The following is a 23153-nucleotide window of genomic DNA, read 5'->3' as shown; positions in this document are numbered from 1 at the left end:
GATCTCATGGCAGTCGATACGATCGGAGATTGGCAAACAGAACCTCTCACCGCGTAAGCACGGCCACGGCCCCATGATCATCTCTTTCGGGTAACGCCGACGGTGCGGGGTTGCACCGGAGCCGGTTCACCGCACCTTTGCAACCATCTCGATCTCGACCCTCGCCCCTTTCGGGAGGCCGGCGACCTGCACCGTTGCCCGTGCGGGGTAGGGCTCGTTGAGATACTCGGCGTAGACGGCGTTGACCGTATCGAAGTCCGCGAGGTCTGTTACGTAGATCCGGGTCTGCACGACGTCCGGGAAGTCGAGGTCGGCCTCGCGGAGCACAGCCCGCAGGTTCTCCATCGCCTGCCTCGCTTCACCGGCAACGGTATCGGAGAGGTTGCCGGTCGCCGGGTCGAGACCGATCTGCCCCGAGAGGTAGAGGTAGTCCCCCGACAGCACGGCCTGGCTGTACGGCCCGATGGGCTCCGGCGCGTTCTCGGTGTAGAGAGCGGTCTTGCCCGGGTCGGAGGATAGAACCGCATATATGCCGAACCCTGTAAGGAGTCCGCATGCAAAAACGAGAGCCAGGATCGTCGTACCGCCGTTCATGACCTCTCCCTGCCCGTCGAAACCGGAGCGTCCATATGAGGTGTTCGATGCGCCGGGTCGTATACCTTTGGAGGAGAGTGGGGGGCAGGTGCCGTACCGGGGCTTCCCCCGGCGTCAAGCAGGCACTCAAGGACATTTATGCGTCGACGGATGGCGTCCGGTCTCTATCCGTTCCCTTCCTGCAGCAGGGTGGAGATGTCTTTCTCGGTCTTACAGAGGCGCACCATCGATTGTGCAATCCAGTACGGGTCGATCTCTTCCCCGAAGAAGAACTGAAGCCTCGTCCACCCGGACGGGTCGGTAACCAGTTCGACCCGCTGGGTCTTCGAGATGGCCGTGGCGAGGTGCTCGCGGAGTCTGGAGAGGAAGTCCGCGACCTTCGGGTACTCCCTGTGCCGGACTTGCAGCTCGATACTGATGGAATCCCCCCGGTCGCCGAACTCGTAGTGCACCGCTGCCGGCCACCCTTCGCGGTATACCCGGACGTTCTCCTTCCCTGTCGCGTGCGTCGAGAATATCGGCGGTTTCATCTTCGAGAACTTCTCGACGATCAGGCGAAGCCGTAATCTCTGCCTCTTTATCTCCGGATCTGCCTCTCCCGATACCAGGAATCGCGAATGGTAGAAGTACTCGTTCCTGCCGAGCCGGTAGCGCTCGACCACCAGCAGCCGGAGATCGAGATCGCTGTGTTCGTTGAGGTAACTGAACTCCCGGATAAGGTCGTCGGGGGCAGCGTCGAGGACGATGATGCCCCGAACCTGCCCGGCTCTCAGATACGAGGCGAAGTTGCTCTTCAGCAGGGCGAGCCGTTCTCCGGGGCTCTCTTCTCCCTCGGCATCGGCCATGGACTGGAGTGTTTCTTCGAGAAGGCCCGCGGATCGCTCGTTCACCTCATCGGGCGTAAGGTTGCGCATTGCTGAAAGAGAGTCGCATAACCGGCCGACAACCTCGCGCCGCGACTCCTCGTTCCGGGCCAGTTTCACCTCGACGATGACCGGCAGTCCGTTGTTGTCGATGAGAATAATATCGGCAAACCCGCCCTCAAACGGCAACTCCCGGCAGATCGTGACGAGCGCGGAATCGTCCCGGTCGACGAGGAGCACCGGGTGCCCGGCGAGGATCTCCTGCAGTTCATATTCATTCTTGAAGGGTTCCGGCTGCTGGGCCAGCTCGCTCCCTTCGCTTATCCGTATCGCGGGCATCGAATCTCTCCATAGCGAGTATGGAGGGGGAGGTTGATAGATGTTTATCAATAGGAGTGCCGTGGGTTTGGAATGCGGCGGGGGACGGGTATCACGTCATTCGCGTGTCAGACAGCGCCATCCCGAAGTTACCGCCCGCGCTCCTGCTCGATCTCATGCGACAAGGAGGTCCCGGGTAACCGATCTCTGGATCTCCGGGCGAAGTGCCGCCTTCGGCACGACGTCCACGCCGGACCCGAGTTTTTCTTCGAGGTACTGTGACAGCCCGACAAAATCGAAGAGATCCGCACCGGAACCGAACTCGACGAGTATGTCGATATCGCTGCCCTCCCCCTGTTCTTCACGGGCATACGACCCGAAGAGGGCGATGCTCTCGACGTGATAACGCTCTCTGAGTTCGCCCTTCAGGGAGCGAAGAACCTCGAGGACTTCGGTGCGGGTTTTCATCTGCGCAACGCTCCTGCTGTATCTCCTCTTACGCTCGCGGGTTGCTTTAATCTATTGTTCTTCGTAGGAGCAGCAGCCCCGGTCACCTCCCGAACAACCTGACGGTGGAAAAGATTCGGGCCGGCAACTCCAATATCAGAAACCCGATTCTTGCATCGTACGTCGCAAAGGGGCTGTTGCCGTACCGCGGTCTCGGCTCTGGTATCAAGAGGGCACTCGAAGACTGGCCTGAGATCGACTTTACCGACGATCAAGAGGGAGATCTTTTCACCGTCACGGTTCACCGAAAAGAGGAGAGAAGTTCGGAGAAAGGTTCCCAGAAAAGTTCCCCAAAAGGTTCCCAGAAAAGTTCCCAGAAGATCATTGAACTCATGCAACATGACCCAACCGTGACCATTGCTGAACTCGCCCGGAGCGTAGGTGTAACCGACCGAGCGATCAAGAAACAGATCGAAAAATTGAAACAGCAAGGCCGGCTCCGTCGCATCGGCCCTGCCCGGAGCGGTCACTGGGAGGTACTGGAATGACCTTCACTGAAGCATGCTCCATCCCCGGGACAGGTGAGCCGACGACATGAGCGAGGGGAAAGACCGGTTCCATGAGGAGATGTTTTCCGGGTTACCTGAACCAGCTCGTGATATTAGAGTGAACAAAAGAACAAACTACCGTCCCACAACGGAACGGTAGCGAGTATAATAGGTACACATGCTGTACAATCCCATAAGTGGTTCTCGGTGCTCAACAGATCCAGAACAGGGCGGTTATAGATTAGCGAAAAATTAGACGCTCCCCCCCGTCACTGCGCCGCCTTCTTCTCCTGCACCGGGGGATTCTTGATCGTAACATCGACCGACTTCGAGTTCTTCCCGCGAACCTCCACCTTGTAGGTGCCCGCTGCCGGGAACTTGTGCGCGAAGAACGTGTAGGTCTGCGGGCCGCCGGCGGAGAGGTCCTGTTTCTTGCCGATCTGTTCGCCGTTGATCCACAGCTGCGCCTTGAAGTGCGTGTCCCAGTCCGAAGACGGAACTCCTTCGTTGTCGAACCAGTAGCCGATGCTCACCGAGACGTTCGGGAAGAAGTACACGTTGCCCTTCTCGTCGCGGCCGCCGCCCGTGCTGCCGCTGACCGTGGCAGTCGCTTCGACGGTGTTGATGGTTGCATCACGGAATGTTGGAGACATGGCACTCCATGTATAAAAGTAGTATAATAAATTGCGTGTGCAGTTCGTTGTGGTGTCGGGTTCGTCGGCATCGGGTGCGGGATCACTTTGCCGCCGACCGGATTCGCATGCGGATATAGGGCATTCGTGAGATTTACAATCATAAATTCCAGATGCGAGGGGTGGTTGGCATGACAAGACCGATTCACCCGCACGCCATCCGCCACGCCAGGCTCACTGATCTTACCAAGAGCAACGGCAGGAAGCAGGGGCTATCTGAGATGGAGCTCCGGCTCGTCGCCGGGTGGGAGAAGAATAGCACAATGCCGGAGGTGTATATTCATCTGTCGGGTGCGGATGTCGAGCGGAAACTGCTGGAGAACGCCGGGTTCATTAATGATATACCCGATCAGGCAGATGCCGCGCTCGAACCCCGGCAGTGCCCGCGGTGCAAGGCCCTGAACGCTCATGACGCTCTCTACTGTGCGACGTGCTCGATGGCGCTCGTCGAGGAGGCGGCAAGGAAAGTGGACGAGTCGACGGAGGAGGCGAAGCGGAGTGAAGATTACCTGCAGTTGCTCCTGCAGATTAAGAAGGACTTGGGGTTGTCATAACAACCCTCTCTCCGAAGTTCAATTTTGGGTTGTATACAATAATGCTGCCAACGCCGCCTTCAAGACTTGACACCCTTACCTATCCCAGAGGGTCGAGATTGCAGCTAGAGATTCGTACAACCCAAATGAGATTGTTTTGAGGTTAGCGGGTCTCATCTGTTTACCAGTCTGGCTAAAATACTCTTCCTCAATTACATCGTTGAAGAGGGCTATCATTTCATCTCTATTAACGATACCCTTCTTTATCCTAATGGCTGCCTCCTTGAAACTCTGGAGACCTAGACCATTAATTTCCTCTACGAGCGAGTTCTTTAGCTGCTCACTTTTCAAAAAACTAGCATAGTTACTTAAGTCCATCCCGTCGTGTTCGAGCAAGTCGTATACACTTTGCGCATTAACAATCTCCAGCAGGTCAAATTTTCCATCAAAGATTGCCAAAGTTGCCTTTTCGGGCAAATTCAAATAATCATATTCGTTTGCCAATCGTAATATTTTGCGAGCAACTTGAAGATCTTTTGTCTGAACCTTTTCCATATCCGGTAACATGCCAAAGCTGTACTTTGAGGGATTAATGCGCAAAATGGCAACACCCAACTTCATTATATCCGATTTCGTTAGTTTTCGACCTTCATACTCGAGAATTTTTATTAGATCGTTGAAAAAATCTTCTTGGAACTGTGAAAAGGGCGTGCTTCTATCGATGATACCGATCTTAGTACCTTTCGAATACTGTTCAAAGTGATATTTTGGCTTTCCATTCTTCCGCAATTGGATTCCGTATTTTCTTTCTGTTTCTTCAATTTCAGACTTGTCCTTATTCGCGGTAGACAGTTTTTCGACCATATTTACAATTCTTCCGCCAGCCGAATGCGTTAAAATCACATATGCGGAGAAAAGATTCGCATCTATTGCTTTATCAACGGTATTAATACTGACATCTTCGAAGTGGTTCTTTATCAATTTCTGAACAATTTTATATTTCCTTCCTTCTTCAAGATGTTTGTCCAATTTATCGATTCCATTCTGCAAAGTTTCTCTGATGAGGAATATTTCATCAGTAAACCATCTGCCATTTGACAAAGCTGCCCTGTATGTCTGAAATCGCTCTACTACTTCGGTTTCGTTATCCAATTGCGAACGGAGCTCATCTAACGTCTCATGCTCTATTAACAAATCCGAAATTTTGAACTCCTCACGATTTTCCCTCTTACGCTTCAGTAATTCAAGATATACCATTAGAATTAGAACGGATTCATCATCAGATGCATTATGGCATACCGTTTCCTTGAAACTCAAATCAGAATTTAGGAGGATTGCTAATATTGCCTTGACGTATGCTTCTGGTGGCTCAATGCTCAAGTTTTCTTCCAGTTCACTTGAAAAAATGTTGATAAAGTTGAACTTGAAATCTTCAAGGAAATTGATCCTATGAACAATGTCCTTTGCACTATACACATTTCTGAGGTTAATCTGATTTTTCAATAGTTCTTTGTGATAATCGTCCAAATATTCACAGATTCGTTGATACAGCAAACAACCGGTGAAGATTTTATTTAAGTCAAACTCAGGTGTCCTTTTTAAAATTTCAAAAAGTGCGGACAGAGTCACTCTTGTGCGGTCAAGATCCACATGTTTTGAATTGTATAGGATTTTTGCAACTAACTCGAGTTGACGATCCTTATTTTGGATATCATCCCATTCTAATTTTGTCTGTCTTCCCTTGTAATATTGAAACAGCAGGTTCAGCACTTCGAAGCCGACAATGACATTTCCAAACTTGATTTGGCCAGCAACGATTTGAAGTACCTTCCTTTCCCGAAGGACTTCATTATCTGCTAAATTCGCTGTGACATCAGGTAGTAACGGAATTTTTTCAAACGCACTTCCAACATCTACGTTGAAGTATTTCAGGGACTTTTCAATCTCACCTGTAGTGATGTCCCATTTGGCCTTATCCCGAAACAACTCATAAAACTGATTTACTAAAGGAATTACTTCACTGCAACGTACAACTAACGCTCCAACCCCATTTGTTAGAGTATCTAATAATCTCGGTTCAAGGATCTCCTCAACTTTAAATTTTGGGGGGGCAACTTGGCAAAAGCGTATTTCTCCTATTGAGGTCTCACAACTAGCAGTGGTTGCCTCGTCTATTTCGGACTTACATTTAAAGATTTCATAGAAGTATGCAACAGACATGAAGAGGAGGGGGATATAGATTACTCGAAGAGCATAAATCGCGAGAACAAACGGACCTGGAATGAAACCTGATAGAGACAAACCAATGTCGACAACAAATAAAAATAGCGCGCATCCTAGCGTTAAAAATGATTTTTGAAATAGTTGATAGATTTTTTCAATTCTTCCTAAATGCTCTTTGCACAAGCGTTTCCACTGAAGGAGTTGCTTACTGAGATCTGTTTTTACTCTTTCTTCTTCATTGTGGATTTGCTCTTCGTACTGGGTAATTTTTGAGAGAGTGGCATCAACCCCAGCCACAATATTCCTCTTGATTATATCCTCCTGTTGTTTTAAGTCACCTCCTTCGTCAATATCCTTTTTTGATTCTTCAATCAATCGCTGGATATTCCCTTCAGTCTGTGCGATTGGATCGTTTTTATCGGAATTTACCATGCTAATTTGAAATACTATTCAATTACACATAGGCTTTCTCCTATCAGGCATGTTCTCACGTTCACCGAGCACGGTTCTCGCTTAAGACCACTTCTCGCTCACCTCTTTTTGCGTGCGGGAACGCGCCCGGGGTCAACTGACCAGACTCCGTCCTTTTCAGCACCGATCATCCCGATCCACCCGCACAGGAGTAGTCCATGAGAGAGATCACCCAAGAAGTACTCGATCACATCCCGGACCCGATAGCAAAACTCGTCTGGGAGAAGTGGATCGCCGACGGTAAAGCCAGATTGATAACGCCACACAACGAGGGAACAAAATGCAACGCACAGACAGGATAGACGGCAGCCCACATGATGAAGCGTGCACCAACATCGATTCACACGGGACTGCCAACAACTCTTCTCCGTCCAGAGAAATAGGGTCAGCTCACGGGAAGCAGACGGCAGGCGTCGCCCCGCTCTTCGGAAGATAGGCCGGCTCGCCCGGGCCGACTTGAGAGCCAGATATGGAGTAGAGAGGGGTCTGCGAGTAAGTCATGATAGGGGCAGGGAACGGACAATTGTCGGATCCAAGATCATGTCAGAAGAAGGGATAAAGGGCTTAGAAGAAGAAACTACCGTCCCACAACGGAACGGTAGCGCGTATAACAGGTACACATTACGCGGTATGATATAAGTGATTTTCGGTAATCCATGCGTTCCAGAATGCGAGGGATGGGATTCGAACCCATGGACCCCTTCGGGAGTGGATCTTAAGTCCACCGCCTTTGGCCGGGCTTGGCTACCCTCGCTCGAAAAGTGCCATTACCTATTCTCCACCGCATGTATTAAGTCCAGCGCCCGCATGCCGCCGGGGAAAAACCCGCTCCGGGAACCGTTCTCCGCCGCAACCCCCGGGGCCAAAGGTATTTGATGCCGGGCCCGAAGGTGGGAAGCATGAAGCGAGACCATAACCCGGACACGCCCGAAGTCCCCTACTGGCACGTCTGGACCGACGAGAACGGCGTGAGCCGGCAGGACCGGTGCCGGATGAGCAACTTCGCATTCGCGAGCATATCGACCGGTGCGGCGCCGTCGTGGATCGGCAGGCTCGCCGACCCGGCTGCCCATGTGGTCGCCCTGGTCCTCCCCGCAGGCTGGGTCGGCGAGTGGCACGAGAACCCTGAGCCGCAGTGGATCGTGCCACTCTCGGGCCGCTGGTTCGTGGAGACCATGGACGGCACCCGCGTGGAGATGGGGCCGGGCGAGCTCTCGTTTGGCAACGACCAGAACACCCGGCCCGACGAGCGGGGGCAGAGGGGCCACCGCTCGGGGACCGTGGGCAATGAGCCCGCGGTGCTGATGCTCGTCCAGGTGGAGCGGGCTCCGGCCCCCGGCTGGCCCGAGTAGGGGATGGTGCAGGCCTCCGGGGTCAACGCCGCCGGAGAGACCACGCACCGATCGCAAGCAGGCCGGCGACTGCGACCAAACCCCCGAACGGCGCCGCCGCCGGAAAAGTGGCTGCCTGCATCGCCGCCGCCAGGTCCTCGCGGGCGTCCGGCATATCCGGCCAGGGAAGGCTGTAGTCAGGGTCGAGCGTGAGCGAGCGGTTCAGCGCCGCGGCCGCACCCGTGGCGTTGCCGGCGGCAAGGAGGACCTCCCCCCGGACGTGCCAGAGGTGGACGCTCTCCGGAGCGAGGGCGAGTGCCCGGTCGACGGCCGACTCTGCGCCGGCAAGGTCGTCCATCCCGGCGAGCGCCATCGCCTTCACGCCCCAGGACGTGGCGTCGGCAGGGTCGAGGAGGAGCGCGGCCTCCGCGTCGGCAAGCGCAGCAGAGGAGTTCCCCATCGCGACATAGGCATAGCCGCGGTTCGCGTAGCGGACGGGTTTCGGGTCGAGGGCGATCGCCTCGCTCACCACGGCCGCCGCCTCCGGGTAGCGCCCGAGTTTGCGCAGGGCGTAGCCTTCCATGCAGAGGAGAGAGACGTTGCCGGGCTCGACGGCCAGCCCCTCGCCGGTCGCGACGAGGACGCCGTCCCAATCCCTCTCCGCGACGGCGGACGTGGCCCGGTCAACGGAGTCGGAAATGTTCGCGGTATCGGCGGCGAGGCAACAGGGGACGACGAGCAGGAAGATGAGGAGAGCGATGCAGAACCGGAAATGGCCCGGAAGAAGAGAGCATGAGGTCATTGAAGAGTACAGGACTCTCCCCGCCGTTAAACATTACGAAACAGCGGGGAGATCAGGCCAGCCGCCGCACCACCCTCGCCAGCCGGTGGATCCCCTCGACGATCTCCTCCTCGCCCGCCGCCGAGAAGTTCAGCCGGATCGTATCCTCCCCGCCCCCGCCGACGTAGAACGGAACCCCGGGGAGGACCGCGACGCCTTCCCTGACACCCTCTGAAAAGACCTCCATCGACGAGATTCCATCCGGCAGCGTCGCCGTCATGAACATCCCGCCCTCGGGGTTGGTGTGGGTCACCTGCGGCATCAGGTCGTCGAGGAGTTCGCACATCAGCCGGCAGTGCTCTCCGTAGACCGCAGAGACCCGGGCGACGTGGGCGTCGAGATCGTGGGTCGATAGATAGCGGTGGAGGATCACCTGGCAGAGGAAGTTCGAGTGGAGGTCGGCCGCCTGCTTCGCGACGTTGAACTGCCGGAGAACCGGCGCCGGCGCGTATATCCAGCCGATCCGCATCCCGGGTGCGACGATCTTCGAGAACGACCCCGAGATCACCGTCTGCTCCGGGAGGTAGCGCTTCACCGGCACCCGCGGCTTCCCGTCGAAGAAGAGTTCCCCGAAAGCGTCGTCCTCATAAAAGACCGTGTCCGTCCCCTCGAGGATCTCCGCGACGGCCCGCCGCTTCCCTTCCGAGTAGGTTCTCCCCGAGGGATTCTGCGAGTTCGGGATGCCGTAGAAGAACTTCGGCGCACGACCGCGGATGAGCGACTCGAACGCCGCGAGATCCGGCCCGTCCTCCTCCAGGGGAACCGAATAAAAGTCCGGCTCGTAGAGGGAGAAGGCCTCGATCGCGCCGAGGTAGCCGGGCCGCTCCATCCCGACGGCGTCGCCGGGATCGAGGAAGATCTTCGCGACGAGATCCAGGCACTGCTGGGAACCGTTCACGATCTGGATCTCCTCAGGGATCGCCGGGAGACCGAGGCGGCGGCGGTAACGGTCGGCGATGAACTCCCGGAGCGGCAGATAGCCGTCCGTCGTCGTGTACTGCAGCGCCGTCCGCCCCTCTTCGGCGAAGACCTCGCGGGCCGCCTCCCGGATTCCCGCAACATCGATGTATGCCGAGCCCGGCAGCCCTCCTGCAAACGATATCACTCCGGGGACGCTCGAGACCCGGAAGAGTTCTTTGAGGAACGACTCCGGAACACGACCCATCCGGGAAGAAAACCGGTACTCCATATAACCAGTATTGAGCGCCTCAAAAGAAAAGATGCGGGTATCTTACTGCAGCAGGAGGTAGGCAAAGACCGAGAGCAGGAACGCGAGGATCAGGATCATCAGGCTCAACGGGGCGATGAACGCGAGCATCGCGTTCACGGTGCTCGCGAGCTGCGAGACCCGCTGCGACCCGAAGACCGTGATCCCCTCGCACGATGCCGTCGCCGCCCCTACACGGGCCGGCGCGAGATCGGCGATCGCTTCCCTGACCGCCTGCTCGATGTAGGGGACGATCTCCTCCACCGGCACCGCGTAGCCGACCGGGTTCTTCCCGCTGATCGTGTTCACCGTATGTGTGTCGGTCGTCATGATCTCCGCCTCGTCGACGTGGCCGAGCACCACCGCGCGCAGTTGCTCGCGGATGCCCTGGGCCACGTTGTTCCCGTCGATCAGGACGTAGGCCGCCCGCTTCCCCTCGACCTCCGTTACCAGCGCCTGCACCCCGAGCGACCCGAAGCCCTGCTCGCGGGTGAACGGAACCCGGACATGGGAGACTCCTATCGCGAGAGGCTCAAGAGGCAGGTCTCGGGCGACCCGGACTCCCTCGCGTGCGGCGGCGATGTACTCCGTCGCGATCCGCGTCGCCGGGAGAACCGGGGAGCCCACGCTGGTCATGCAGTTGTGAGCGTCGACGAACGCGACCTCCGAGAAGGCGCACCGCCCTTCGGCCATGATCGCCATCCCGACCGAGTAGTCGAGATCCTCCGTCCGCTCCGGCGATCTCGTGCTCACCATCAGGAGGGCGTCCCCGAACCGCTGGCAGAGGATCGAGACCGAGCCTGATTCGACCCGGACAGGGCGGCTCGCGACGGCGGAGAAGACGAGTCCCTCCCGGGAGGCCTCGACGGCGCGGGCGATCTTCTCGATCTCGCTCTCCGAGACCAGGTTGAAATCGTGGGTGGCGCAGCCATGGGCGACCAGCGTCTCCTCGGGAAACGTGTCGTGGAGTATCCGGGGGAGATTCCCGCCGCCGACGTCCCCCATCGGGCCGGGGTGGACGTTCGGGACGGTGAAGAGGACGTCTCTTCCGGAGTCGCGGGAGAAGAAGAGCGAAACCTCCGGCACATAGACCTCCTCGCCGATCTCGCGGAAGAAGTCCTCCATGTTCTTCGACCCGTCGGTCAGGTGGGCGATGAAGGTGTTGAGGAAGTTGAGCCCGCTGATCTGGAACGCACGCTTCAGCGGACGCTCGATCAGCCAGATCAGGAAGACGGAGACCAGCCCGAAGAGTACCTGCAGGAGGAGGGCATAGGGGATGAAACCGGGGGTGAAGAACCAGGCCCCGACCGCTATGGCGGCTGCGCTCTGGGTGAACGCGGGAAGAGCCATACGGCTGATCCGGTAATCGGCCACGGCCGCGAGGACCAGCAGGCGGAGACCGAGGGTCAGGCCGAGCGCGATCGCGTACAGCGTGGGGAAGAGAGAGCGGTCAAGGACGAGCACCGGCGAAAGGCTCAGGATCACCGTAAGAACCGTGCAGGCCAGTGCGAGGAGAGCCGACCGGTTCCAGGTGATATGCCGCCCGAAGACCCCCACGAGCGGCACCGTCAGCAGGAAGGCAACCAGTGCCGGAACCGAGAACCCAAGAGTGCCGACCAGGAAGTACTCGGTTCCGGGCCGGTAGGTAGCTACGTCGATGATGAGCCCGAGCACCACGATGATCGCGAGCGACCGCGGCCAGGACGGAGCGGAGAAGATATACCGGGTGAGCCGCTCAACACGCACGTCGGGGCCGGACTCCATCAGGCGCCTCCGGGTATCTTCAGGCCGGAAACGGCGGCCGGCACGAAGATGCCGGCCATCAGCGCAGTATTTCCCATAATTCAGATGATAATTTCGCCGGGCTCGCCAAAGACCTTCCGGTACCGCCCAAGCATCCGCTCCCAGTCGGGGAGGTTCGTCTGGGTGCCCGGGCGCTCGACGACAAAGGACGAGACCACCGCACCGACGCGGCAGCAGTCGAGCGGGGCGTAGCCCCTCCGGAGCGCCGTGAGGAATCCGGCACGGTAGCCGTCGCCGGCACCGGTGGGGTCAAGGGCCTCGACCGTGACGGCCGGAACGTGGTGATCCTCGCCGTCCATGCAGAGGATGCTCCCCTCCGCCCCCCGGGTCGTGACCGTCATCGGGATCGACGCGACGAGCGCGGTGCGCTCCAGCCCCAGCATATCGCACATCCTGTCCATCTCATGGTTGTTCGAGAAGAGGATATCGACGTTCGCGAGGATGATCTCGAGCTGATCCGGCGTGTAGCGGAGGAGATCCTGCCCCGGGTCGAAGGAGGCGAACGTGCTCTTCTGGGCCACCCGGACGTTGAAATCGGGGTCGGCCGTCGCCATGTGGACGAAGTCGAGAGCGGGAGCCTCCGCACGGGAGAACGCGACGGACGCGCCCCACTCGAAGAAGGTCTCCTGGTCGCCGTCATCGTCCGTGAAGACGTACGCGGTCGCTGTCCGGGCATCCTTCACCAGGGTGAAGTCCTGCACGATCTCGAGGCTGTGCAGCCACCGATCGTAGTCGCTGCCCGGGAAGTCTCCACCCACCGTGGAGACCAGCCGGCAACGCTCCCCGAGCATTGCAATCCCGGCCGCGATATTCGCCGCTCCGCCGCCGAAGTAGACCTCATGACCGGCGATGTAGGTCGAGTTGTGCCGCCCCGGGAGTTTCGGCACCCGGAAGAGATGGTCGATGGCGGTATGCCCGACGACGGAGATCATAACTCCTGCACTTCCTGGACCTTCAGCGGCACGTCGTGAAGTGCTTTCCCGACGACCGACTTCGCTATCCGGGTCGCGTGCTCTTCGGACTCCGCACGGAAGACCTTCATCTGCAGCACGAGCCCGACGAGGGCGGTGCCGGCGACGACGAGAGCGGTGTTCAACTCCCCCTCGCAGAAGGGGCAGGTGATCATCCCCGCCTCGATCTCCACGAACTTCGCAGAGGGGTTGAGTCGCTTCCCGGCCTCGCTGATCGCGATGCTCACGGCATCGTCCATAGACTTGACGTCTTTAATTATCCACGCTGATTCAAGCGTAACCAAATAATCCGGCATATTCTCTCCGAAAATGTTAGATCCTACCAGGTCTCGCGGTGCACGTGCTCCTCGAGGGGCATCCGTTCCATGGGCTCGAGCGACGGCCTCCCCTTCCCGACCGCGAGAAGCGCGACGGGGCGGATATGCTGCGGGAGGCCGAGAAGATCGCGAACCTCGCTCTCCTCAAACGCCCCCGTCCAGCACGAGTGGAGGCTACGGGCGTGGGCGGCGAGCATCATGTAGGTGCAGGCGATCGTGGCGTCCTCGAGCGCGTAGAGAATCCCCCGCTCCCCGTAGTGCGACATCGACCGGACGTAGTTCGCACAGACCACGAAGACCGCCGGGGCCTCCCGGATATGCACCTGATCGAGGGCCGCCGACGCGAGTTCCAGCCTGACATCGTCGTCGGTGACGACGACGACGTCCCAGGCCTCGCGGTTGCCGGCGCTCGGCGCCGTGCTTGCGCAGGCGAGGATGTAGTCGATATCCTCGGAATCGAGCGGCTCCCCGAAGTATTCGCGAACAGAAGAACGTGCTCTCACGAAACGAAGGTAATCAGAGGAGTTCATGCTCTTTGAGCGTCTCCCATGCAGCCTGGGCTGCGGTCGTGGCGGCGCTGACGGCCCTGCTCATCCGCTCCGACGCGGCACCCAGTTCCATGCTCTCTGTCAGGCTGATCGCCTCGTTGAGATGATCGATGGCCTTCTTAAACTCGGAAAGTTCCGTATCCCCGTACGCAAACTCGAGTTCCGAGCGGATCGACTCGAGCACCATCACAAGCATCCGTTTTCCGCCGGGCTTCTCCTGGAGCGGAAACTGGATCAGGGCTGTCGTCAGCTGCGACCCCACAATCAGTTCGGATTTTGCCCGTTCGGCAAACTGATAGGTCCTGATGGCGGATTTGAGATCCATACCACATACTGGAACTCTCAAGTATAAAAAGTATTGAAGGAGAAGAGGGGAATGGCTTATCTCGATTTCTGCTTAGTCCCGAGAGCCGAAACCTTCGCGCGGCGTATGCCCCGGCGTACCCGCACATCCATGGTCGGGGCGCCTCCTCCTCTGCCGCCGCGTCCGCCACGTCCGCCGCGTCCACCGCGTCCGCCACGCCGCTGGTCCTGCCCTTCCCTGCTCGCCCGCTTCTGGATGGCCGCTGCCGCCTTGAACCGCTGGTTCGGGCCGGGTTTCTTCACTTCGCCTTCACTTGCAGGGACGAGCCGAATCTGCCCCTTAACGCCCTTGACCTGGGCCCACTGAACACTGCCTGTCTTTCCCATGATAAAACTCCTTTATATTTATGCACCGATCCGGAGATAAAAGTAACCCGACCGGGACTGTCCCGGGTCGGGGATCAGGAGAGTAAACGCTGGAGCTCGCGCCGGAGAGTCTCGCTGATGACCTTCCCGTCGACGCTCCCGCGGAGTTCCTGCATGACGACGCCCATCAGGGGGCCCAGCGCGCCCATACCCTTCTCGCGGGCGAACGCCTCGCGCTCGGCAACGATACGGCGCACGACCTCTTCCACGTCCGCCTGCGAGACGGCGGGCCCCATCTTCTCGATCGCCGCTTCCACCCGTTCTCCGGGTGCCCCGGCGCCTCCGGCGGTCCGCGCGAGTTCGGTCAGAAGGCCGGGGATCGCCTCCTTTGCCGCCCGGCCGGCCTCGACCGCCGAGAGAAGGGCAAGGATCTCCTCCTCGCTCACCCGGGCGACCTCGACACCGTCGCGGGCGAGTTCCCGGCAGGTGGCAAGCAGCGTCCGTGCAGCAAGGGTGGGGCGGACACCGGAGGCGACCGCCTTCTCGAAGAGCGGCAACCGCTCGGAGAACGCCACCTGGCGTGCCAGCGCCGGATCAAGCCCGAACTCCCGGACGAACCGTTCCGCCCGGTCGGTGAGGAGTTCAGGCACCGTGATGCTCTCCCAGCGAGCCTCGTCTATCGTGACCGCAAAGACGTCGGTCTCGGGATACATCCGGGCGGCTCCCGGGAGCGGGCGCATGTAGGCCGTGCTCCCTTCCTCGAGCATCTTCCGGGTCTCCTCGGGGACGCCGGATATAGCCATCTCCGCGCGGATCATCACCTGCTCGGCCGCACACCCGGCACGCTCTCTCCCGGCCGCGACGATGACGACGCAGTCCTCTTCTGCGGCGCCGACGAACTCGCGCAGGTGCGCCACCTCTTCTGCCGTGACGCCGTAGGCGGGGAGCTCGTCGGTGTGGAAGATCCCGCCGACGCCGCACTTCTTCGCGTAGTCCGACATCTCGCTCCCGAGACGCCTGCCGGGCTGGATCTCGCGTCCCACGAGGCTTGCAAACCCGCAGAGCCGGACCGCGAGGATGGACTTCGCCTTCTTCAGGATCGAGGATTTCGTCCCGGCAAAGAGGGCGGTGACGTCGATGACGGTATGGTCGACCCGGGCGCTGCGTTCCCGAAGGGCGTCGCGGATGGCAAGGAGGGAAACCTGCCGCTCGACCTCGCGGCGCACCACCTCGGCGATCAGGTCGAGGTCCTGGACGCCCTTGATCTCCACCCTGGCGCCGCCGGAAATAGAGATGTTGACGTCCTGCCGGATCGTCCCGAGGCCGCGCTTCACCCGGCCGGTCGAGCGGAGCACCATCCCGATATGCCCCGCGACCTCCTGGACGGCCTCGGGGGTATGCATGCAGGGTGCGGTGGTGATCTCGACGAGCGGGATCCCCAGGCGGTCGAGGGAGAAGGTCTCGCCCTCCACCCGCTGCGCCGCCTCTTCTTCGAGGCAGATCGTCTCGACCCGGCAGCCGCCGGGAAGGGCGCCGGAGAGCGCGACGAGTGCCGTCCGCTGGAACCCGCTGGTGTTCGAGCCGTCGATGACGAGTTTCCTCATCGTCTGCACCTGCTCGACCGGGGTCATCCCGAGCATCTTTGCTATCGTGAGGCAGACCTCGAGCGCCTCGGGGTTCAACGGGGCCGGGGGCTCCTCGTCGTGCTCCACCAGGCAGACCGTATCGTAGGTGTAGTAGCGGAACTTCCGGACGAGTTTCATCTCCTCACGTGCCGCACGGTCGATCTCGCCAAGCTCGCTCTCCGTCGCCCGGAGGTAGCGGTGGAACTCCCCGGTCCGCTCCGCGGTCTCCCGGAGACAGGTCGGGCACCGGCAGAAGAGTTTCTCAGCGGTGTCGAGCTGCTGGTGGATCTCGATACCGGCCTTGAGGCCGAGCTGCTCGTAGTCCATCATATCGACCTCCGCCGGATCTCGCCGGCAAGATCGGTCTCTATCAGCGTCCTCGCCCGTTCGGGGTCGGGTTCGTTCCCGAGCACCCACATCAGTTTGACGAGCGCCGCTTCAGGCAGCATATCCTCGCCCTCGACGACGCCGGCGGAGAGAAGGTCTCTACCCGTGTTGTAGACCCGGTCGCAGACCCGGCCGTGCAGGCACTGCGACGTCATGACGACCATCGTCCCGCCCTCGATCATCTCCTGAAGCCGCGGGATCCACCCGGTCGCCACGTGCCCGAGCCCCGTCCCCGATATGACCAGGCCGGCGTAGCCCTCGAAGGCGTCGAGAACCGCGGGCGGCATCCCGGGGTAGAAGTGGATGAGGGCGCACCGCTCCTCGAGGTTATCACGGAGTTCCGGCTCTTCCGCACCCCGTCTGACCGCCTCGTCCGAGAGGGTGACGGAGAGGGAGGGGTAGTCGACGTAGCCGAGCGGTTCCATCCCCATGCTCTGGAAGGCGTCGCGCCGGGAGGTGTGCATCTTCCTTACTCTCGTCGCCCTGTGGACGGCGCACCGGTCGTCGTTCGTCGTCGCGTGCATCACCACCGCCACCTCGCCAAGATCGCCGGTGGCGACGGCGGCGCTGCAGAGGGCGTTCATGGCGTTGTCGGAGCTCGGGCGGTCGGCGGACCGCTGCGACCCGACGAAGACGACCGGCACCGGCGTCTTGAGCATGAATCTGATGGCCGCGGCCGAGTAGGCCATCGTATCGGTGCCGTGAGTGACGATCACCCCGGCAACGCCGGCCCGGATCTCGTCGTAGATCGCCCGGGCGAGTTCCCGCCAGAGCGCCGGCTGCATGTTCTCAGAGAGGATGCTTGCGACCTGGCGGTCGCGGTAGCAGGCGATATCCCCGAGTTCCGGGATCGCCCGCAGGATATCGCTCGCCGAGAACTGGCTCATCACCGCACCGGTCCGGTAGTCCACCCTGCTCGCGATCGTCCCGCCGGTGGAGATGATGGCGAGGTCGGGGAGGTCGGGGCTCTGGACGACGACACCCGCGCCTGCCGGCGCCTGCCGGGCCGGGCGCTCGATGAACTCGATCTTCTCAAGCGACGTTCCGATGTTGTAGCCGCTCTCCAGTTTGACGACGGCCATACCGTCCCGTTCGGCGATGTAGGTGCCGGTGAGCGCGGTTCCGCCGTTTGCGTACCGCACCAGGTCACCAGTCTCGAGTCTCTCCATTATGCTGCAAACCTCCGTGCTTCAAGGATAAGGTCTTCGAATGCGCTCGATAGTGCTGAATTCGTCTCCTCGGCCCAGGCCGCATCGCGGGCGAGGAGGTCCCTCTGCTCGTCGATCTGAACGCCAACCGCCTCGGGGGCCGGGCCGCCGACGATCTTCCTGACCGCTACGGCGTGGCGGGGATCGAGGACGGCATCGATCTTCTCCTGGGTCAGCCCCAGTTCCACGACCGAGAGGTCGGCCGCTTCGCGAGCGGCGGCCTCGAGTGTCGCGAGGTCGAGCGACCCGTGCCGGACCGCCCGCCCGACGATCCGGTGGGCGGTGCGGAAGGGGAGCCCGTATTCACGGACGAGGACGTCGGCGAGTTCCGTCGCGGTGGAGAACCCTCTCCCCGCCTCGGCGGCCATCCGTTCCGTATCGAACGTAGCAGACCCGAGCATCCCGGCGAGAAGCGGGATGCTCTGCCGGGCGGCCTCCACGCCGCGCCAGAGGTGCGGGGTCAGTTCCTGGAGGTCGCGGTTGTAACTCATGGGGAGTCCCTTTGTGATCGTGATCACCGCTGTAAGCGAGCCTGCGGCCGACCCCGCCTTTGCCCGCATGATCTCCGCCACGTCCGGGTTCTTCTTCTGGGGCATGATCGAGGAGGAGGAGCAGTAGGCATCGTCGAGCCGGACGAACCCGACGAACGAGGTGCTCCAGAGGACGAGCTCCTCGCAGAGGCGGCTCGTCGTCGTCATGCAGATGGAGGCATCGGCAAGCACCTCGATGGCGAAGTCCCGTGCTGCGACCGCGTCCATGCTATTTCCCGCCGGGCGGGAGAAGCCGAGGAGCCGGGCAGTGTAGTCGCGGTCGAGGGGGAAGCCGGTCGAGGCGAACGCCGCCGAACCGAGCGGCGAGGCGTCCACCCGGACATACGCCTCACGCAGCCGGGCCGCATCGCGGGAGAAGGCCTGCTCGTAAGCGAGGAGGTAGTGAGCCAGCGTCGTGGGCTGGGCATGCTGGAGATGGGTGAAGCCCGGCATCACCGTCTCCATATGGCCGGCGGCGACGTCGAGCAGGGTCGCCCTGAGATCGACGAGCGACCGGACGAGGGCGAGGATCTCCTCTTTCAACCGAATCCGGATGCAGGTCGCAACCTCGTCGTTCCGCGACCGGCCCATGTGAAGGCGGCCGCCGAAGTCCTCGCCCACACGGTCGATGAGGTAGGCCTCCTTGCCCGCGTGGATGTCCTCGAACTTCTCGTCGAACGCCTCCTCAGGGAGGCCGTGGTCATAGAGATCGAGGAGTGCCGCCATCAGCGCATGTGCCGGGGCCTTGTCGATGATCTCCTGCCGCGAGAGCCCGAGGAGGTGCGCCATATCCACGAGGAGGTCCGCCCTTGCAATCCAGCGGTCGGCGTCCATCGATGCAAGAAAGTGCTCGAGATCGCCCGACCGCTCGCCGGCAAGACGGCCCTGCCGAATCTGATCCGAACGCATTATATCAACAGTCCTGTCTGTACCGTTTGACCCCTGGAGAGATTAAAACCACGCCCGGGAGGAGGAGGAGATGACGATGCACTGGCTCTTTGAATCGCCACACTCGCAATACTCATGTTTATACTCGAGGTTCTGCGATATCTTCAAGAACCTGGTGTTTAGCGGCCACATTTCGAAACATCATAAACCCGTATACGGACTCGCTCCCGGGACACGGCTTCCCACCGGCTATCGCCATGACTGCCCCCGCCCCCTTGGGCGGGGAACAACTGCTGGAACAGCAGGAGTTTGAGCACCGAAGGTGCGGAGGAGGAGCGCGAAGCGCGGGCGAGGTGCGACGGACGGGACGTCCGGAGCTCGAGAAGACCACGGGTCTTCGAGTGGGGGTTACAGATGTCCTTTCGTGAGGTAGAGACGGGAGGCACGCTCCCTTGAAGCACTTCATTCTTCTCGAGCTCCGCTCCTGCGGAACATCACACTCCCCTGTCCCCACAGCGAAACCCTTCGGGTATCTCGAACTCCCGCCATTCCGGCAGTCGTTCCCCCCAACGCGATACTCCCACGGTCCAGTGCATCGGAATTGTTGGCAACTCCTATGTTCCAGCAGTTGCAATCAGAACGAGCGCCACAGTGGACTCCGATAGTCAGGCCGTGATGCTCACATATCCCCCCGCCGCCCTGACACCCACATCGAATCACTCTAGAAGAAATCCATCCCCAACCACCCGGCCATCCCGCAGCCGATCACCCCCATAAGAACAAAAAGGACGTAGAAATTACTACCAAAGTATAACAATCCCCCCGATTTTCGACAATACTATATACCGATAGCGTGAAGACTACACATCCACATACGGATGGAGAGACCAATGAGATCACTAACCGCAATTCTTCTGGCCGTGGCCCTGGTCGCGGCGTTCACGTTTGTAAGCGGATGCACCGGCACCGGCGACGTGTCGAATCTCCGGATCGGCTACCAGCCAAGCACCCACCAGACCGCCCATTTCACCGCGATGGAGAAAGGATGGTGGCAGGAGGATCTTGCGCCGTTCGGCATCACACAGGTGACCGACTACCAGTTCGGCACCGGCGCGCCCGAGATGCAGGCGATGCTCTCCGGGGACCTTGACATCGCCTACGTCGGTGCCGCCCCGTTCATCGCAGCCGTCAGCAGCGGGCTCGACGCGAAGATCATTGCAGCAGTCCAGACTCAAGGGTCCGACCTGGTGCTCAGGAACGAGGTCGCATACTCGACCCCCGCCGACCTGGTGGGGAAGAGGATCGCCACCTTCCCGCCGGGAACCATCCAGGACACCATCCTCCGGACCTGGCTTGAAGAGAACGGCGTCGACCCCGCGAGCGTCACCATCATCGCCATGGACCCCGGTGCGGCCACCACCGCCATCTCCGCCGGCCAGGTCGACGGCGTCTTCCTGCCTCACCCATCCCCGGCCATCATCGCGGCGGAGGGTACCGGGAGAACCGTCGTGCAGTCGGGCGAGATGATGAAAGACCACGCCTGCTGTGTTCTCGTTGCGAGCGGATCACTGATCAGTGAGCACCCCGACATTGTCGAACAGATCGTGAAGACACACATCAAGGCGACGGAGTACAACCTCGAACACCCCGACGAGGCCGCATCCATCTACTCCACAAAGACCGGCCAGAACCTCGAGACGGTGAAGGCGTCCTTCAAGGACTGGGACGGCACCTGGACCGCCGACCCGCACGTCATCACGACCTCGGTCGTGGATTACACGAACCTTCAGTACGAACTCGGCTACATCAGCAGACCGCTCACGGAAGACGACCTCTTTGACCTCTCGTTCTACGACAGGGCCCGGGCATAACCCGGGACACCCCATTTCTTCTCCAAAAGTATCTTTTACGGCAATGCCGATGAAGTAGTAGAGAAGATCCCGGAGCAGACGGATCAAGCGATCCGCTCCGGGATCAATCATGAGCAGCGGAACAGAGACATGAACCAACAGACACAGAAACGACTACTCGGCGCCGTAGCGCTCGCCATCACGGCGGTGATCTGGCAGATCATCGCCGAATACATAGTAGGGCGGTCATTCATCCTCCCGAGCGTCACCGACGTCGCCGGCGCTTTCGTCAACCTCCTCGGCTCGGGCACACTCTTCACCGACACCATGATCAGTCTCGAACATTTCGGGATCGGGCTCATCGCGGCGCTCCTCCTCGGGGTCCCCATCGGGATCCTGATGGGGTGGTTCCGGGTCGCGGACTTCCTTCTCGACCCGATCATCGAGATTCTCCGCCCCATTCCACCGCTCGCCTGGATTCCATTCGCCATCATCTGGTTCGGACTCACCACCCAGGCGGCGGGCTTCGTCATCTTTGCGGGAGCCTTCTTCCCCATCCTGACCGCGACCTACTCCGCGTTCCGGGACGTCCCGAAGGTCTTTGTCGAGGCGGGCAAGGTGCTCGGCTGCGACACCTCCCTTGAACTGATCCGCCATGTCGCCCTTCCCGCCGCCATCCCGGGGATAGCTTCCGGCATCAGGATCGCCATGGGTGTCGGCTGGATGTGTCTCGTGGCCGCCGAGATGTTCGGTGTCTCAAGTTACGGCCTGGGGTACCAGCTCTGGCATAACTACTACCTCCACCAGATGCCCAACGTCGTCGTCTACATGCTGATCCTCGGCCTTGCGGGCCTCATCATCGACCGCATCTTCAGGAACTACGTCGATAAGCAGCTCCTCCGGTGGCGGGCAGGGGAGGTGGCCTAGAATGAGCGGCGTATCGATACGGGATCTCGGCAAGGCCTTCCCGAAGGAGGACGGCACCGCGACAAAGGCGCTCGAGGGCGTCAACCTGGAGATCGGCGATACGGAGTTCATCTGTCTGGTCGGACCGTCGGGATGCGGGAAGACGACACTCTTACGGATCATCGCCGGGCTCGAGACCGCGACCACCGGGGGCGTGACCGTCGAAGGCCGCGCGGTCACCGGCCCGGACCCGAAGCGCGGGATGGTCTTTCAGGAGTACTCCCTCTTCCCCTGGCGGAGGGTGATCGACAACGTCGCCTTCGGCCTCGATATGAAAGGCGTCGCAAAGGAGGAGCGGCGGCGGACGGCGGATCGCTACATCGAGATGGTCGGCCTCTCCCAGTTCCGGGACGCCTACCCCTACGAACTCTCCGGCGGGATGCGGCAGCGGGTGGCGATCGCGAGAGCGCTCGCAAACGACCCCGACGTCCTCCTCATGGACGAACCGTTCGGGGCGCTGGACGCCCAGACCCGGAACAAAATGCAGAAAGAACTCCTCTCCCTCTGGGAGCAGACGAAGAAGACGATCGTCTTCGTCACCCACAGCGTCGACGAAGCGGTCTACCTCGCCACCAGGATCGTCGTCCTCTCACCGCGGCCCGGTTCCGTCCGGGAGGTCATCGAGATCCCCTGGCCGCACCCGCGGGATCGCACCAGTGCAGAGTTCGCAGAAGTCCGGCGAAGAGTGCTCCGGATGATCGACGAGACTGAAAATACCCAGTAAGGTTTATTAGAGGAAATCTCCATTTTATAAAGCACTCAAAGATCGGCAGGAGTTTTTAACGATGGTACGAAAACCAGCGAAGATGTACAGGAATCTCGCAAAGAAAGCATATACACGCAGGGAATACATGGGCGGCGTGCCGGGCAGCAAGATCGTGCAGTTTGATATGGGCAACCTCACCGAGGAGTACCCGGTCGAACTCTCCATCGTTGCCAAGGAGGCCTGCCAGATACGCCACACGGCCCTTGAGGCCGCCCGTATCGGCATCAACCGGCAGCTCCAGAAGGAGGTCGGGAGAGCAAACTTCCACTTGAAGATCCGGACGTTCCCGCACCACGTCCTCCGTGAGAACAAACAGGCGACCGGCGCAGGCGCAGACCGTGTCTCGGAAGGCATGCGCCTCGCCTTCGGGAAGGCCGTCGGCACCGCGGCGCGGGTGGATAAGGGCCAGAAGGTCTTTTCCGTCTGGACGAGCCCGCAGTACGTCGAGAAGGCCAAGGTCTCGCTCAAGCGCGGCATATACAAACTTCCGACCCCCGCAAGGATCATCGAAGAGCGGGCGCCGACAGCATAAACCCGCATCATTTCCCATCTTTTTT

At 60.2% G+C, this 23153-nt stretch carries 24 protein-coding genes and 1 tRNA gene; 8 read left to right on the top strand and 17 right to left on the bottom strand.

Going from position 1 to position 23153, the window contains the following annotated elements; translation table 11 throughout:
* Nucleotides 1–126: 126 nt before the first annotated feature.
* The 3 genes from MCUHO_RS06545 to MCUHO_RS06535 all read right to left on the bottom strand — a co-directional run bounded on the left by MCUHO_RS06545 (nucleotide 127) and on the right by MCUHO_RS06535 (nucleotide 2243).
* Nucleotides 127–594, bottom strand: a complete 468-nt coding sequence (locus MCUHO_RS06545; protein ID WP_084385952.1) for a RidA family protein — start codon at nucleotides 592–594, stop codon at nucleotides 127–129.
* Nucleotides 595–758: 164 nt separating this feature from the next.
* Entirely contained in the window at nucleotides 759–1796 is a 1038-nt protein-coding gene (locus MCUHO_RS06540; protein WP_067075482.1) for a PDDEXK family nuclease, read from the bottom strand.
* Between the two features lie 153 nt (nucleotides 1797–1949).
* On the bottom strand, nucleotides 1950–2243 hold the full coding sequence (locus MCUHO_RS06535; protein ID WP_048112501.1) for a nucleotidyltransferase family protein: 294 nt from the start codon (nucleotides 2241–2243) through the stop codon (nucleotides 1950–1952).
* Between the two features lie 53 nt (nucleotides 2244–2296).
* Between MCUHO_RS06535 and MCUHO_RS06530 the strand changes: the two genes are divergently transcribed.
* The gene (locus MCUHO_RS06530; RefSeq protein WP_084385951.1) at nucleotides 2297–2770 is read left to right on the top strand and encodes an HTH domain-containing protein; all 474 of its coding nucleotides are present in this window, start codon (nucleotides 2297–2299) and stop codon (nucleotides 2768–2770) included.
* Nucleotides 2771–3039: 269 nt separating this feature from the next.
* Here the strand turns inward: MCUHO_RS06530 and MCUHO_RS06525 are convergent, their stop codons facing one another.
* Nucleotides 3040–3423, bottom strand: a complete 384-nt coding sequence (locus MCUHO_RS06525; protein WP_067075476.1) for a hypothetical protein — start codon at nucleotides 3421–3423, stop codon at nucleotides 3040–3042.
* A gap of 170 nt (nucleotides 3424–3593) precedes the next feature.
* Between MCUHO_RS06525 and MCUHO_RS06520 the strand changes: the two genes are divergently transcribed.
* Nucleotides 3594–4016 (top strand): site-specific integrase, encoded by a 423-nt coding sequence (locus MCUHO_RS06520; protein WP_067076194.1) that lies wholly within the window; start codon nucleotides 3594–3596, stop codon nucleotides 4014–4016.
* A gap of 75 nt (nucleotides 4017–4091) precedes the next feature.
* Here MCUHO_RS06520 and MCUHO_RS06515 read toward each other — a convergent pair whose 3' ends face one another.
* Nucleotides 4092–6593 carry a hypothetical protein gene (locus tag MCUHO_RS06515; RefSeq protein ID WP_161485884.1) on the bottom strand — a complete coding sequence of 834 codons (2502 nt, stop codon included), beginning with the start codon at nucleotides 6591–6593 and terminating at the stop codon, nucleotides 4092–4094.
* A 254-nt stretch (nucleotides 6594–6847) separates the two neighbouring features.
* Here MCUHO_RS06515 and MCUHO_RS12840 point away from each other — a divergent pair, with 254 nt between their 5' ends.
* Nucleotides 6848–6991, top strand: a complete 144-nt coding sequence (locus MCUHO_RS12840) for a hypothetical protein (protein ID WP_162839711.1) — start codon at nucleotides 6848–6850, stop codon at nucleotides 6989–6991.
* Between the two features lie 367 nt (nucleotides 6992–7358).
* On the opposite strand, the gene MCUHO_RS06510 is transcribed toward MCUHO_RS12840, so the two are convergent.
* Nucleotides 7359–7443: transfer RNA gene (locus MCUHO_RS06510), tRNA-Leu, on the bottom strand.
* Nucleotides 7444–7588: 145 nt separating this feature from the next.
* On the opposite strand from MCUHO_RS06510, the gene MCUHO_RS06505 reads away from it, so the two are divergent.
* Nucleotides 7589–8041, top strand: a complete 453-nt coding sequence (locus MCUHO_RS06505; RefSeq protein WP_067076192.1) for a cupin domain-containing protein — start codon at nucleotides 7589–7591, stop codon at nucleotides 8039–8041.
* 22 nt (nucleotides 8042–8063) lie between these two features.
* Here the strand turns inward: MCUHO_RS06505 and MCUHO_RS06500 are convergent, their stop codons facing one another.
* The 11 genes from MCUHO_RS06500 to argH form a co-directional block, all read right to left on the bottom strand.
* Nucleotides 8064–8822 carry a tetratricopeptide repeat protein gene (locus MCUHO_RS06500; RefSeq protein ID WP_067075470.1) on the bottom strand — a complete coding sequence of 253 codons (759 nt, stop codon included), beginning with the start codon at nucleotides 8820–8822 and terminating at the stop codon, nucleotides 8064–8066.
* Between the two features lie 52 nt (nucleotides 8823–8874).
* Nucleotides 8875–10050 carry an aminotransferase-like domain-containing protein gene (locus MCUHO_RS06495; RefSeq protein WP_067075467.1) on the bottom strand — a complete coding sequence of 392 codons (1176 nt, stop codon included), beginning with the start codon at nucleotides 10048–10050 and terminating at the stop codon, nucleotides 8875–8877.
* A gap of 42 nt (nucleotides 10051–10092) precedes the next feature.
* Nucleotides 10093–11832, bottom strand: a complete 1740-nt coding sequence (locus tag MCUHO_RS06490; protein ID WP_067075464.1) for a DUF2070 family protein — start codon at nucleotides 11830–11832, stop codon at nucleotides 10093–10095.
* 80 nt (nucleotides 11833–11912) lie between these two features.
* Nucleotides 11913–12803 (bottom strand): carbohydrate kinase family protein, encoded by an 891-nt coding sequence (locus MCUHO_RS06485; protein WP_067075462.1) that lies wholly within the window; start codon nucleotides 12801–12803, stop codon nucleotides 11913–11915.
* Nucleotides 12800–13138, bottom strand: a complete 339-nt coding sequence (locus MCUHO_RS06480) for a DUF555 domain-containing protein (protein ID WP_067075458.1) — start codon at nucleotides 13136–13138, stop codon at nucleotides 12800–12802. The genes MCUHO_RS06485 and MCUHO_RS06480 overlap by 4 nt, the downstream gene beginning before the upstream one ends.
* Before the next feature lie 23 nt (nucleotides 13139–13161).
* Complete coding sequence (locus tag MCUHO_RS06475) at nucleotides 13162–13689, bottom strand: nitroreductase family protein (RefSeq protein ID WP_067075455.1); 528 nt, start codon at nucleotides 13687–13689, stop codon at nucleotides 13162–13164.
* Nucleotides 13676–14032 (bottom strand): hypothetical protein, encoded by a 357-nt coding sequence (locus MCUHO_RS06470; RefSeq protein WP_067075452.1) that lies wholly within the window; start codon nucleotides 14030–14032, stop codon nucleotides 13676–13678. The genes MCUHO_RS06475 and MCUHO_RS06470 overlap by 14 nt, the downstream gene beginning before the upstream one ends.
* Before the next feature lie 56 nt (nucleotides 14033–14088).
* Nucleotides 14089–14397, bottom strand: a complete 309-nt coding sequence (locus MCUHO_RS06465; protein ID WP_067075449.1) for a DUF5350 domain-containing protein — start codon at nucleotides 14395–14397, stop codon at nucleotides 14089–14091.
* 74 nt (nucleotides 14398–14471) lie between these two features.
* Nucleotides 14472–16328 carry a Glu-tRNA(Gln) amidotransferase subunit GatE gene (gene gatE, locus MCUHO_RS06460; protein ID WP_067075446.1) on the bottom strand — a complete coding sequence of 619 codons (1857 nt, stop codon included), beginning with the start codon at nucleotides 16326–16328 and terminating at the stop codon, nucleotides 14472–14474.
* Nucleotides 16328–17557 (bottom strand): Glu-tRNA(Gln) amidotransferase subunit GatD, encoded by a 1230-nt coding sequence (gene gatD / locus MCUHO_RS06455; RefSeq protein WP_067075443.1) that lies wholly within the window; start codon nucleotides 17555–17557, stop codon nucleotides 16328–16330. Before gatD ends, gatE begins: the two co-directional genes overlap by 1 nt.
* Nucleotides 17557–19035: an argininosuccinate lyase gene (gene argH, locus MCUHO_RS06450; protein WP_067075440.1), complete on the bottom strand. Its 1479-nt coding sequence runs from the start codon at nucleotides 19033–19035 to the stop codon at nucleotides 17557–17559. Before argH ends, gatD begins: the two co-directional genes overlap by 1 nt.
* Before the next feature lie 869 nt (nucleotides 19036–19904).
* On the opposite strand from argH, the gene MCUHO_RS06445 reads away from it, so the two are divergent.
* The 4 genes from MCUHO_RS06445 (at nucleotide 19905) to MCUHO_RS06430 (ending at nucleotide 23128) form a co-directional block, all read left to right on the top strand.
* Nucleotides 19905–20885 (top strand): ABC transporter substrate-binding protein, encoded by a 981-nt coding sequence (locus MCUHO_RS06445; protein WP_067075437.1) that lies wholly within the window; start codon nucleotides 19905–19907, stop codon nucleotides 20883–20885.
* Nucleotides 20886–21014: 129 nt separating this feature from the next.
* Nucleotides 21015–21791 carry an ABC transporter permease gene (locus MCUHO_RS06440; protein ID WP_067075435.1) on the top strand — a complete coding sequence of 259 codons (777 nt, stop codon included), beginning with the start codon at nucleotides 21015–21017 and terminating at the stop codon, nucleotides 21789–21791.
* A 1-nt stretch (nucleotide 21792) separates the two neighbouring features.
* Complete coding sequence (locus MCUHO_RS06435) at nucleotides 21793–22554, top strand: ABC transporter ATP-binding protein (RefSeq protein ID WP_067075432.1); 762 nt, start codon at nucleotides 21793–21795, stop codon at nucleotides 22552–22554.
* A 61-nt stretch (nucleotides 22555–22615) separates the two neighbouring features.
* The gene (locus MCUHO_RS06430; protein WP_067075429.1) at nucleotides 22616–23128 is read left to right on the top strand and encodes a 50S ribosomal protein L16; all 513 of its coding nucleotides are present in this window, start codon (nucleotides 22616–22618) and stop codon (nucleotides 23126–23128) included.
* Nucleotides 23129–23153: the final 25 nt, after the last annotated feature.

This window comes from Methanoculleus horonobensis (genome assembly GCF_001602375.1).
Classification (GTDB): Archaea; Halobacteriota; Methanomicrobia; order Methanomicrobiales; family Methanoculleaceae; genus Methanoculleus; species Methanoculleus horonobensis.
The sequence above is the reverse complement of the archived record's forward strand: the minus strand, read 5'-3'. Positions and strand labels throughout refer to the sequence as shown.

Excerpts from the sequence above, each read along its gene's own strand:
- MCUHO_RS06545 (WP_084385952.1), bottom strand. The coding sequence starts at position 594 with ATGAACGGCGGTACGACGATCCTGGCTCTCGTTTTTGCATGCGGACTC.
- MCUHO_RS06540 (WP_067075482.1), bottom strand. The coding sequence starts at position 1,796 with ATGCCCGCGATACGGATAAGCGAAGGGAGCGAGCTGGCCCAGCAGCCG.
- MCUHO_RS06535 (WP_048112501.1), bottom strand. The coding sequence starts at position 2,243 with ATGAAAACCCGCACCGAAGTCCTCGAGGTTCTTCGCTCCCTGAAGGGC.
- MCUHO_RS06525 (WP_067075476.1), bottom strand. The coding sequence starts at position 3,423 with ATGTCTCCAACATTCCGTGATGCAACCATCAACACCGTCGAAGCGACT.
- MCUHO_RS06520 (WP_067076194.1), top strand. The coding sequence starts at position 3,594 with ATGACAAGACCGATTCACCCGCACGCCATCCGCCACGCCAGGCTCACT.
- MCUHO_RS12840 (WP_162839711.1), top strand. The coding sequence starts at position 6,848 with ATGAGAGAGATCACCCAAGAAGTACTCGATCACATCCCGGACCCGATA.
- MCUHO_RS06505 (WP_067076192.1), top strand. The coding sequence starts at position 7,589 with ATGAAGCGAGACCATAACCCGGACACGCCCGAAGTCCCCTACTGGCAC.
- MCUHO_RS06500 (WP_067075470.1), bottom strand. The coding sequence starts at position 8,822 with ATGACCTCATGCTCTCTTCTTCCGGGCCATTTCCGGTTCTGCATCGCT.
- MCUHO_RS06495 (WP_067075467.1), bottom strand. The coding sequence starts at position 10,050 with ATGGAGTACCGGTTTTCTTCCCGGATGGGTCGTGTTCCGGAGTCGTTC.
- MCUHO_RS06490 (WP_067075464.1), bottom strand. The coding sequence starts at position 11,832 with ATGGAGTCCGGCCCCGACGTGCGTGTTGAGCGGCTCACCCGGTATATC.
- MCUHO_RS06485 (WP_067075462.1), bottom strand. The coding sequence starts at position 12,803 with ATGATCTCCGTCGTCGGGCATACCGCCATCGACCATCTCTTCCGGGTG.
- MCUHO_RS06480 (WP_067075458.1), bottom strand. The coding sequence starts at position 13,138 with ATGCCGGATTATTTGGTTACGCTTGAATCAGCGTGGATAATTAAAGAC.
- MCUHO_RS06475 (WP_067075455.1), bottom strand. The coding sequence starts at position 13,689 with ATGAACTCCTCTGATTACCTTCGTTTCGTGAGAGCACGTTCTTCTGTT.
- MCUHO_RS06470 (WP_067075452.1), bottom strand. The coding sequence starts at position 14,032 with ATGGATCTCAAATCCGCCATCAGGACCTATCAGTTTGCCGAACGGGCA.
- MCUHO_RS06465 (WP_067075449.1), bottom strand. The coding sequence starts at position 14,397 with ATGGGAAAGACAGGCAGTGTTCAGTGGGCCCAGGTCAAGGGCGTTAAG.
- gatE (WP_067075446.1), bottom strand. The coding sequence starts at position 16,328 with ATGGACTACGAGCAGCTCGGCCTCAAGGCCGGTATCGAGATCCACCAG.
- gatD (WP_067075443.1), bottom strand. The coding sequence starts at position 17,557 with ATGGAGAGACTCGAGACTGGTGACCTGGTGCGGTACGCAAACGGCGGA.
- argH (WP_067075440.1), bottom strand. The coding sequence starts at position 19,035 with ATGCGTTCGGATCAGATTCGGCAGGGCCGTCTTGCCGGCGAGCGGTCG.
- MCUHO_RS06445 (WP_067075437.1), top strand. The coding sequence starts at position 19,905 with ATGAGATCACTAACCGCAATTCTTCTGGCCGTGGCCCTGGTCGCGGCG.
- MCUHO_RS06440 (WP_067075435.1), top strand. The coding sequence starts at position 21,015 with ATGAACCAACAGACACAGAAACGACTACTCGGCGCCGTAGCGCTCGCC.
- MCUHO_RS06435 (WP_067075432.1), top strand. The coding sequence starts at position 21,793 with ATGAGCGGCGTATCGATACGGGATCTCGGCAAGGCCTTCCCGAAGGAG.
- MCUHO_RS06430 (WP_067075429.1), top strand. The coding sequence starts at position 22,616 with ATGGTACGAAAACCAGCGAAGATGTACAGGAATCTCGCAAAGAAAGCA.